The organism is Candidatus Symbiopectobacterium sp. (genome assembly GCF_020054415.1).
GTDB lineage: Bacteria > Pseudomonadota > Gammaproteobacteria > Enterobacterales > Enterobacteriaceae > Symbiopectobacterium.
Map to the genome: position 1 here is coordinate 1 of NZ_JAHWCO010000121.1, position 9,459 is coordinate 9,459.

The following is a 9,459-nucleotide window of genomic DNA, read 5'->3' on the forward strand; positions in this document are numbered from 1 at the left end:
AGATGTTTTGGCCGATTAAAAGAATACCGCCGTATTGCCACACGTTATGACAAAACGGCGAGGAATTATCTGTCGATGGTTAAACTGGGCTGCATCCGCCTCTTTTACAAGAAGTTATGCAATTAAGGGACACAGCCTAGATACCGTGGTCCGCTTCGAAAGCCTCCACCCCGTTCAACCCTTCGAAAAAGTCGAAGTGCCACAAGGCGCGACGGAATTCACCGTCGGTGACCACCTGAAGCCCGGCTTCGCGTTGCAACTCAACGGCACACAGAATTTCTGCATCTTCCACGGTGCGCAGTTGCTCCGCATTAATGGTACCAGACTGGAATTGCAGGTGTGCTTCTCTGATTGCAACGGGACGCAACAGGCTGCCGACCGCGTCAGCGCGAAAAGGGGGAAGTACTTTAGCCATGATAACCTCCTGATCTTTCGCAACAACTCCTTCACGTCACGGCGTGAGGCAAGCGGCATTGCAAAATAGTTTCAAAATAAATAGTCACGCCGTACAGTAACAACTCCTTATACTTATTTAGCCATCTGTATGGCTATAAAGTAAGTGAATCCTGTCATGGCAACAGGTTGAGGGAAATAGAATAATTTTCATTTTCCGCGACTAACATGAATAAAATTCACGTCAGACTGATGACAAAGTCACTTTCCCCTCATTGACTCCCCGGCTTTCTCCCCTCGTTATCCTCGGCGAAAGCCGGGGATCTCTGACAGAATGAACGCGTTTCACCTGCACGAGATTCCCGTCTTCGTGGGAATGACGGTGATGGGCGAGAATAATGGCGTGTTACAGGCCGAGCTGCTGGTGTGCGTTAACCCGCACGTGCTCAGGCAAGGGAAGATAGCCATCCTGACTCACCAGACTTTGCCCAGCGGTAGACGGTACCCGATCCATAAAGGCGGCCGTCAGGCTATCCAACACCTGCTCTGGCGCTTTGTTGACATAAATATAGAGGTAGCGCGCATAGGGATAACGCCCGCTGCGAATATTGCCCACCGTCGTCGGCGCAACATAGTCGTTTCCCTGCGCTGCCAGCGGCAGCATTTTCACTCCGCTGGCGCGAAAACAGATGCTTGCATAAACAATCGCCTGTGTGGAGGCAGCTACGGCCTGCACCACCGACGCAGAACCCGGTAGCTCATTTACCAGCGGCAAGAAATCACCGCCGCACAGCGCTTGCTGCTTAAAAAAACCATAGGTGCCTGACGCTGAGTTGCGCCCGTAGCGCAACACACGGCGCGATGCCCATTCCCCCGTCAGCAGGTCGTATATTCAATATGTTGATTGCAGTGTGAAATGTCCGGTTTTGGATGTGGAATACAGTGGCTAAAGTTGATGTAAGATGCCCATTTTGTGAACAGACATCTCCTGTGAAAAAACACGGTTATGGCAAAAGTGGCCATCAGCGTTACCGTCGTCAGTCATGCAAACACGGATGGCTACATGGCTTACAACGACGAACTTCCAAAAGTAAAACACATTGTTAGCAAGCTGTATACACAGCGTATTGAGCGTGCACATCTGACACTGCGTAACCGATTGCAACGGCTCAATCGCAAGACGCCCGGATATTCGAAATCATCCGAAATGCACGATAGGATCATCGGTACTTACATCGAACGCGAGTACTACGTTTGATGCTACATCAACTCATTGAATACACGAACTAACCCATTGATTGCAGACGTCGGCTTTTCATTGAACAGGAGGAAACGGATGCCCGCACCGGTCGATCAGCATCGTTCAACATCCACCGCTTCATCAGCACAGAAGGCGGCATCTTCATGGCTTTCCCGATGTAAGCGTATTGCACAACGTGTTCAGGCTATTCCCAGCATTGCACACCTGATCCGTGCCGGGGAGCGTTTCAACGATCGCATGGGAAACCAGTTTGGCGCAGCCATCACCTATTTTTCCTTTCTGTCGTTGATCCCGATTTTGATGGTCTCCTTCGCTACCGTCGGTTTCGTACTTGCCTCCAACCCCGATATGCTGACGCAGTTGATTGACCGCATCGTCAACAGCATCAGAGACCCCAATCTGGCGATGACGTTAAAAAATACGGTAAAGACCGCCGTTGAACAGCGCACCACCGTCGGTGTCACCGGACTGCTGATCGCGCTCTATTCCGGTATCAGTTGGATGGGCAATTTACGTGAAGCGATCCGCGCCCAATCCCGTGACGTATGGGAACGCAAGCCGCACGAAGAAGAAAAAATCTATTTTCAGTACGTGCGGGATTTCCTCTCCCTGATAGGGCTGTTGATCGCGCTGACCATTACGATGTTTCTCACTTCGGCGGCGGGTACGGCACAAAGCGCTATCGTTTCTGCTCTCGGGCTAGAGGGTATCGAATGGCTGCGGCCCCTGCTCCGCGTGATAACACTCACCATCTCCATTTCCGCTAACTATTTGGTGTTTCTTTGGATTTTCATGATATTGCCGCGCCATAAGCCGAAGCACAAAGCGCTGCTGCGCGGTACGCTGCTTGCCGCAGTGGGGTTTGAGGCCATCAAATTCGCCATGACGGTCGCGTTGCCAAAACTCGCCAGCACCCCGTCCGGTGCCGCTTTTGGCTCGGTGATTGGCTTAATGGCCTTCTTCTACTTTTTTGCTCGCCTCACGCTGTTTTGTGCGGCATGGATTGCAACGGCGAACTATAAAGGCGATAAATCAACAGATGACACATCACGCTAACCAATAACGGGAGATCCCATGCCATTTTTTAACATCAAAATTACGCGCGATGGCGCCACCACAGAGCAAAAACGCCAGTTGATTGCGGGCGTTACCCAATTTCTGGTCGACGTCATGGGTAAAAATCCGGCCACCACTGCCGTTATCATTGATGAAGTGGATACCGACAACTGGGGGTTGGGCGGTGAAAGCGTCACCGAATTGTGCAAGCCGAAGTCCTGATATTTCTTGCGCTGAGCGCCATAAGGATCGGGAGTGGTCAATTTTCCCGATCCAGGTCATAAAAAATAAAATATCGTTTTAAGACTATTGACTCAATGCCTGCGAACGTTGAGACTGGAGCCCGTTGCTCTCTTTTTTGATGACTTTTTTCTTCACTTTTTCGAAAGGGCCAGCTTCTGATGCCCACTAAAAACATTGCCGTTATTGGCGAATGCATGATTGAACTGTCGAAAAAGGTCGCGGACCTGAACCGCTGCTTTGGTGGCGACACCCTGAACACCGCCGTGTATGTCGCTCGCCAGGTGAATACCGACGCTCTGGGCGTCCACTACGTGACCTCACTGGGCACGGAAAGCTTCAGCACGGAAATGATGAAGGCCTGGGAAAAGGAGAAGGTTGGCACCTCGCTGATCCAGCGTCTGGACAATAAGCTGCTAGGCCTGTACTTCATTGAAACCGACGATACCGGTGAGCGTACCTTCTACTACTGGCGTAATGATGCCGCCGCGCGTTTCTGGCTGGACGGCAAAGATGCCGATGCGATCTGCGTACGTTTGGCCACCTTTGACCACCTTTGACTATCTCTATCTGAGCGGTATCAGCGTGGCGATCCTTAACCCTGCCAGCCGCCAGCGTTTGCTAACGTTGCTGCGTGCCTGCCGTGCTAACGGTGGCAAGGTTATTTTCGACAATAACTACCGTCCACGCCTGTGGCAAAGCAAAGAAGATACACAGCAAGCCTACAGTGACATCCTGGCGTGCACCGATATCGCCTTCCTGACACTGGATGACGAATACATGCTGTGGGGCGAACATCCGGTGGATGCCGTGCTGGCACGCACACAGGGTTTCGGTGTGTCTGAAGTGGTAATTAAACGCGGCGCAGACTCCTGCCTGATTTCTGAAAACGGTCAGCCGTTAGTGGATGTTCCGGCGGTGAAATTGCCGAAAGAGCGCGTAGTGGATACCACCGCGGCGGGTGACTCCTTCAGCGCAGGCTATCTGTCAGTGCGCCTGTGCGGCGGCTCGACGGAAGCGGCGGCCAAGCGCGGCCACCTGACTGCCAGCACGGTGATTCAGTACCGTGGCGCCATCATCCCGCAAGACGCCATGCCTGCCTGATAACACAGCGCCAGAGTGAAAAAAAGGGAAGCCAGATGGCTTCCCTTTTTATTCGGAGAAGTAACAACCAGGCACATTACTGTGCCGGTGTTGCCTGTGCCGCCTCCTCCGATGGAGCGGCTAAAGCAGCCTCCAACGCGACAGGAGGTGTCATGATTTTACTGTACACCTCATATAACGCCTTGGTGTTTACTTCCGGCTCACCCTTTTGCTGTTTGAACATCAGCGTGGTTTCCTGAGAAAGCTGCTGGTGCAGTTCCTGATTCAGCAAAGGTAGCGTCAGTTCAGAGAGATAGGCCTGACGCAACTTCTGATATTGTTCCGGTGCAATATCCACCACGCCGTTACGCTGTGAGAGCAAGCGCTGCTGCATCAACACATCGGTACTGGTGCGGGCGTAGGTCGCAAACAGTTTGCCGAGCTCGTCGCTCTTGCGCGCGATCAGCGCGTCAAACTCTTGCTGCGTTAACCCCTTGTCACGCAAGCTCATCAGCTCTTTTGCCAAGAAGGTCAACGCGGCCTCGGTGTTCGCGCTGTTGGGACTGTCCAGATGGATGCCACACTGCGCACGGGTATAGTACACATCGCAGTTAACGCGCACGCTGGTTTCTTTAAGCCCGCTCTTTTCCAATGCCTGCTGCACATGCCAGAACAGCGCTTCGCGCGCTAAATCACTGTGCCAGTAGCGGGTAAGCGCCTGCGATTCGCGGATAGGATGCCAGGGCATATCCCAGATCAGCGAGAGCGTATCGCGCTTCGCCTTATCAAGCATAAAACCAATCGGCTCCGCAGGCAGCGGCGAGAGCGTCGGCATCGGAGCCGGCGCGGCGCGTTTACCTTCCAGCGAGATAAACGTTTTACCGATAAGCTCGTTTATCTGGCGAGTTTCTACATGCCCCACTACGTACAGCGTCATCGCATCAGGGGTATACCAAGCTTTGTAAAACTGCGACATCATTTCAGCCGTTGGACGCGCTTTGACATTCTGTGCCGGATCGTGCGCCAGCAGAGACGATCCTTTCAAGCGATAACGCCACGTGGGATCCTGCGGATCGGCGGGAACACCCACCTCCTGATCGGGGATGCGTAACGCGTTAGCGATACTGCCATCATCAATCTTGATGCTCCCTGCCGTTTCTGCCAGCCAATTCAGTGCATCTTTAAGCAATTCAGGCCGATTATTGGGCAAACTGAGGTTGTAGGAGGTGTAGTCATACGAGACAAACGCGGGCGGCAGCGACTTCGCGCCGTTAGTCTCCGGTATCAGCAACGAGGGAAGCAGTGCGACAGGTAAATTATCGCCCGGCGTCAGCGCCAAACGAGAAATAAGGTGCGCAAAGCCCGACTGCTGAGCACTCTCAGCGAGCGAACCTGCGTTAACCACTAAACGTAATTCAATCCGATCCCCAGGACGCTGCGGCGTGGTCAGTAACTGCCACGTAAAACCATTATCCAGCTTTCCCTGCTGCCAGGCAGGATCGGGTTGTAGTGTTTCAGCTTGCACGCTGCCGCCAGCCAACGCCAGCAACAATCCACCAACTAAGAACCCTATTTTGGTGCCCTGCATGTGAACCCCTACTTAACTGACTATCCAACACAGTAAAAGATGATTGTGACAATAAGGCCTGTACACTCTCTCACCGCCCAATACGCCTATCCCTTTCAGGATGCGCCAGCGGAGGTATTACGGGGAAATCAGAGCGATCAGTTTACCCTTACGTTAGACCGCACACTTTTTCCTATGTCACTCAATATGATGAAATAATTTTGGAAATATAGACGAAATGATGACCAATAAGCGGTTTTTAATCGTTATGCCCCCGATACAGACCATGCACAACGCGATTGCCTGGCCGCAACCTTATGAAAAATTCCCCGTGATGGCAAGCCGCAATCACGGGGAATCATGAGAAGCGAGGACGGGGATAGCCCGTTATCACTGCGCCAACGGGAGTTGGCGCAGGGTAAAACCCATTTATGAAAGTACGGTCGGTGCAGACGTATCGTCTTTTTTATGCCCAGAGAGCTCGCTTTCCAGCTGCTTCTCATCCAGCTCACCCACCCACTTGGCAACCACGATCGTCGCGACACCGTTGCCGACTAGGTTGGTCAGGGCACGCGCTTCTGACATAAAGCGGTCAATACCCAGGATCAACGCCAAACCAGCCACCGGCAGGTGCCCCACCGCAGAAATGGTCGCTGCCAGCACGATAAACCCGCTACCGGTGACGCCAGCGGCACCTTTCGAGGAGAGCAACAACACCACCAGCAACGTAATCTGGTGCCAGATATCCGTATGACTATTGGTGGCCTGCGCAATAAACACCGCCGCCATGGTCAAGTAGATGGAGGTGCCATCCAGGTTGAAGGAGTAGCAGGTAGGAATCACCAGACCCACCACCGATTTTTTACACCCCACTTTTTCCATCTTGTTCAGCATGCGCGGCAGCACGGATTCTGACGAGGAGGTCCCTAGCACAATCAGCAGCTCTTCGCGGATGTAGCGGATAAATTTGAAAATGCTGAATCCGGTAGCGCGGGCGATGCTGCCCAGCACCAGAAAAACAAACAGCAGGCACGTGATATAGAAGCAGATGATCAACTGTCCCAACTGCACCAGTGAGCCAACACCGTATTTACCAATGGTGAACGCCATCGCGCCGAATGCGCCGATCGGTGCCAAACGCATGATCATATTGATCACGCCAAAAATGGTGTGTGAGAAGCTGTCAATCACGTTGAAAATGACGCGTCCTTTCTCACCCAGGCGATGCAGTGCGAAGCCAAACATCACCGCAAACAGCAACACCTGCAAAATGTTACCACTGGCGAAAGCGCCCACCACGCTTGCAGGAATCACGTCCATCAGAAACGCGACCACACCCTGCTGTTGCGCCTGTTGGGTGTAGACCGCCACCACAGAGGCATCCAGTGTGGTGGCATCGACATTCATGCCCGCACCCGGTTGCATGATATTCACCACCAGCAGACCGATAATCAGTGCCACGGTGCTGACAATTTCAAAGTAAAGCAGCGCGACAGCGCCAGTACGGCCTACCGACCTCATACTTTCCATACCGGCAATACCGGTCACTACGGTACAGAAGATGGCGGGGGCAATCACCATCTTGATCAGTTTAACAAATCCATCGCCCAGCGGTTTCATTTGCGCACCCAGATCTGGGTAGAAATGTCCTAGTAGGATCCCTATCGTAATCGCTGTAATAACCTGAAAATAAAGGATTTTAAAAATAGACGCTTTCATATACTTATCCTATGGTAGGGAAACACATAGGGTCGCAAACGACGCCTCTGTGACTGCGGCGAAAAGTAACATAGCGGTAACAGAGTGGAAATGTTTTATAACTTTAGTTTGTGAACTTCAGGTTAAAAATAAGAGCTGAATCACATCAGCGAGAATGCAAAAAACAAACATGCAAGCAATTTTTTGAAACATATAACGATAATGCAATCAGTCCATTCTGGGTAAATATTGAAAAAACCCATAAAATACAATTGAAATATTAAAATACATTTAATTTGTAAGGTTAATTTTTAGTGTTATCAGATGGTAACAGGAATGAGCGCGACTATCGCTACGGTTTGGGGGGCGGTGTCATAGCATCCGCGTTAGATTGCGTGGCGTCATCCGCTATCTGCTGCGCTAACCGCTGCTGATTGAGGTTATAGCTGCGCACCAACGCCCCCAGTTCATCATCCTGATGATGTTTTGGCGGCGTCAGACGATGTTGCAATAGCTGCTCCGTCGGCACCGCCTGCAACTCAGTGATCACCGCCCGTAGCGGATGAATCATCAAGCGGTTGATGCGCCAAGTCACTGCGACAGAGAGGATCAGCGCCAGCAAGAAGTAAGTCGCCAATAGCATGGAAAAGGTGCTGACGATAAACTGAAACATACGGTAGGAATCCGCTTGCAGCACCAGCGTCGCCAGCGGCGCCGATGTTGGTGCCTGCGGCAGCGCATAGAGCGGCACCGCGATACGAATGGGTAATTTGAATACGCGTGCCAGCCACGCAGGCACCGGGCGTTCGCTCGGAAAGCGCGCGTGCAACGTTTGCAGGTAGCCGGGCAACATCACGTCGGCGCGACTCAGAAATGCCACAGGCAGCAGGTTATCGAGGATCGCTTCAACGCGGACCACGTCACCGCGCAACACCGCCTCCGCCAACGGTTCACGCACGGAAAAAGCGATGCTCTCCAGTTGCCTGGCATAATCCTCACGCCGCTGCTGCACGAAGTGAAAAAGTTGTATCACAATAAACAGACTGAGCGTCACCACCGCCACGGCGGAAACCGCCGTCATCTGTTTGATTGTCAAAGAGCGTCTCAGCCGCAAACCTGTTCTCCGTCGATGGCGCTTGTTCAGTTGTGTTGCACGGTTCACCGGGCACGATTGCGCTAGTATAGGCCAGATTAAGCGCGTCTCAATGCCCTTTTATGACCCCGATGGGATTTCATCTTAATCCGAACAGTGGTTCAACAGCACCGAGGGGAGGAGGCGAGCAAAAAGCGCGGGAGGCAGACCCAAGGTGAGTCTGCCTGATTAATCAGATAGTACTGCGGATGGCTTTGTTGAATAAATAGAACTTTTGGGTAATCATCGGAGCAGATCAACGCAGTTGTTTCAAAATCAGGTCTCCATGGCGAAACAAAATGTTAAAATCACCAACTGGCCCTCTTATAACAAGGCCCTCAAGCAGCGCGGTTCTCTAACCGTATGGCTAGATAAATCAACCATTTCTGCATGGACGGAAAAAACACTACTGAACGGCGTGGACGACCTCTCCACTACTAGTTGTAGCCATCCGCATGCAGGCGCGCGAATTCGTTGACACCGGCGATTTCGGCGGCGCGCAGCATGGATTCATCATCAATATAGCGAGCACCGCTGATCAGGTTATCGCGCAGAGTGCCGCTGATCAGTTGAATACCTTGCGGTACATAGCAAATGTTGTGGCGCAAATCGCTGACATCCAACTGACGTGTGTCCACGCCGTCGATCAAAATATTCCCTTCGCTTGGGGAATAAAGATTGACGATCAGTTTTTCCAGCGAACTTTTTCCTGAACCGCTGCGACCAATGGTGCCAACTTTTTCACCTGCGGCGACAGAGAGATTGATGTTGTGCAAAGAGCGGTGCTTCTGTTCAGGATAACTGAAGGTCACGTCACGGAATTCCAGTCCGCCTTGAATGCGTTCGCGTTTAAGCGGCCGTTCATTCTCTTGACGCTCTTGCGGCAATTGGGTCGTGTATTCAATATGTTGATTGCAGTGTGAAATGTCCGGTTTTGGATGTGGAATACAGTGGCTAAAGTTGATGTAAGATGCCCGTTTTGTGAACAGACATCTCCTGTGAAAAAACACGGTTATGGCAAAAGTGGCC

At 52.0% G+C, this 9,459-nt stretch carries 5 protein-coding genes and 9 pseudogenes; 7 read left to right on the forward strand and 7 right to left on the reverse strand.

Annotated elements, in window-relative coordinates:
- Nucleotides 1-126 (forward strand): annotated as a pseudogene (locus QZ506_RS03700) (IS5/IS1182 family transposase); the annotation flags it as partial.
- A 13-nt stretch (nucleotides 127-139) separates the two neighbouring features.
- Here the strand turns inward: QZ506_RS03700 and QZ506_RS03705 are convergent.
- Both QZ506_RS03705 and QZ506_RS03710 read right to left on the reverse strand, forming a co-directional pair.
- Nucleotides 140-415, reverse strand: a pseudogene (locus tag QZ506_RS03705) (5-methyltetrahydropteroyltriglutamate--homocysteine S-methyltransferase); the annotation flags it as partial.
- Nucleotides 416-799: 384 nt separating this feature from the next.
- Nucleotides 800-1,360 (reverse strand): annotated as a pseudogene (locus tag QZ506_RS03710) (PstS family phosphate ABC transporter substrate-binding protein); the annotation flags it as partial.
- Between the two features lie 23 nt (nucleotides 1,361-1,383).
- Between QZ506_RS03710 and QZ506_RS03715 the strand changes: the two are divergent.
- The 4 genes and pseudogenes from QZ506_RS03715 (at nucleotide 1,384) to QZ506_RS03730 (ending at nucleotide 4,054) form a co-directional block, all read left to right on the forward strand.
- A pseudogene (locus QZ506_RS03715) lies at nucleotides 1,384-1,651 on the forward strand (IS1 family transposase).
- Between the two features lie 78 nt (nucleotides 1,652-1,729).
- Entirely contained in the window at nucleotides 1,730-2,710 is a 981-nt protein-coding gene (gene yhjD / locus QZ506_RS03720; RefSeq protein ID WP_291969182.1) for an inner membrane protein YhjD, read from the forward strand.
- An 18-nt stretch (nucleotides 2,711-2,728) separates the two neighbouring features.
- Entirely contained in the window at nucleotides 2,729-2,932 is a 204-nt protein-coding gene (locus QZ506_RS03725; protein ID WP_291969171.1) for a 4-oxalocrotonate tautomerase family protein, read from the forward strand.
- 179 nt (nucleotides 2,933-3,111) lie between these two features.
- Nucleotides 3,112-4,054: pseudogene (locus QZ506_RS03730) on the forward strand (sugar kinase).
- A 76-nt stretch (nucleotides 4,055-4,130) separates the two neighbouring features.
- Here the strand turns inward: QZ506_RS03730 and QZ506_RS03735 are convergent.
- The 4 genes and pseudogenes from QZ506_RS03735 to QZ506_RS03750 all read right to left on the reverse strand — a co-directional run bounded on the left by QZ506_RS03735 (nucleotide 4,131) and on the right by QZ506_RS03750 (nucleotide 8,690).
- The gene (locus tag QZ506_RS03735) at nucleotides 4,131-5,621 is read right to left on the reverse strand and encodes a pitrilysin family protein (RefSeq protein WP_291969172.1); all 1,491 of its coding nucleotides are present in this window, start codon (nucleotides 5,619-5,621) and stop codon (nucleotides 4,131-4,133) included.
- 408 nt (nucleotides 5,622-6,029) lie between these two features.
- On the reverse strand, nucleotides 6,030-7,319 hold the full coding sequence (locus QZ506_RS03740) for a dicarboxylate/amino acid:cation symporter (protein ID WP_291969175.1): 1,290 nt from the start codon (nucleotides 7,317-7,319) through the stop codon (nucleotides 6,030-6,032).
- A gap of 394 nt (nucleotides 7,320-7,713) precedes the next feature.
- Nucleotides 7,714-8,412: pseudogene (locus QZ506_RS03745) on the reverse strand (adenylate/guanylate cyclase domain-containing protein); the annotation flags it as partial.
- A 140-nt stretch (nucleotides 8,413-8,552) separates the two neighbouring features.
- Nucleotides 8,553-8,690, reverse strand: coding sequence for a hypothetical protein (locus QZ506_RS03750; RefSeq protein WP_291969180.1), 138 nt, complete (start codon nucleotides 8,688-8,690; stop codon nucleotides 8,553-8,555).
- A 26-nt stretch (nucleotides 8,691-8,716) separates the two neighbouring features.
- Here QZ506_RS03750 and QZ506_RS03755 point away from each other — a divergent pair.
- Nucleotides 8,717-8,868 (forward strand): annotated as a pseudogene (locus QZ506_RS03755) (transposase); the annotation flags it as partial.
- 2 nt (nucleotides 8,869-8,870) lie between these two features.
- On the opposite strand, the pseudogene QZ506_RS03760 reads toward QZ506_RS03755, so the two are convergent.
- Nucleotides 8,871-9,320: pseudogene (locus tag QZ506_RS03760) on the reverse strand (ATP-binding cassette domain-containing protein); the annotation flags it as partial.
- A gap of 60 nt (nucleotides 9,321-9,380) precedes the next feature.
- Between QZ506_RS03760 and QZ506_RS03765 the strand changes: the two are divergent.
- Nucleotides 9,381-9,459 (forward strand): annotated as a pseudogene (locus tag QZ506_RS03765) (IS1 family transposase); the annotation flags it as partial.

What these genes read in the sequence shown, in the direction of transcription:
- yhjD (WP_291969182.1), top strand. Translation starts at nt 1,730, where the DNA reads ATGCCCGCACCGGTCGATCAGCATCGTTCAACATCCACCGCTTCATCA.
- QZ506_RS03725 (WP_291969171.1), top strand. Translation starts at nt 2,729, where the DNA reads ATGCCATTTTTTAACATCAAAATTACGCGCGATGGCGCCACCACAGAG.
- QZ506_RS03735 (WP_291969172.1), bottom strand. Translation starts at nt 5,621, where the DNA reads ATGCAGGGCACCAAAATAGGGTTCTTAGTTGGTGGATTGTTGCTGGCG.
- QZ506_RS03740 (WP_291969175.1), bottom strand. Translation starts at nt 7,319, where the DNA reads ATGAAAGCGTCTATTTTTAAAATCCTTTATTTTCAGGTTATTACAGCG.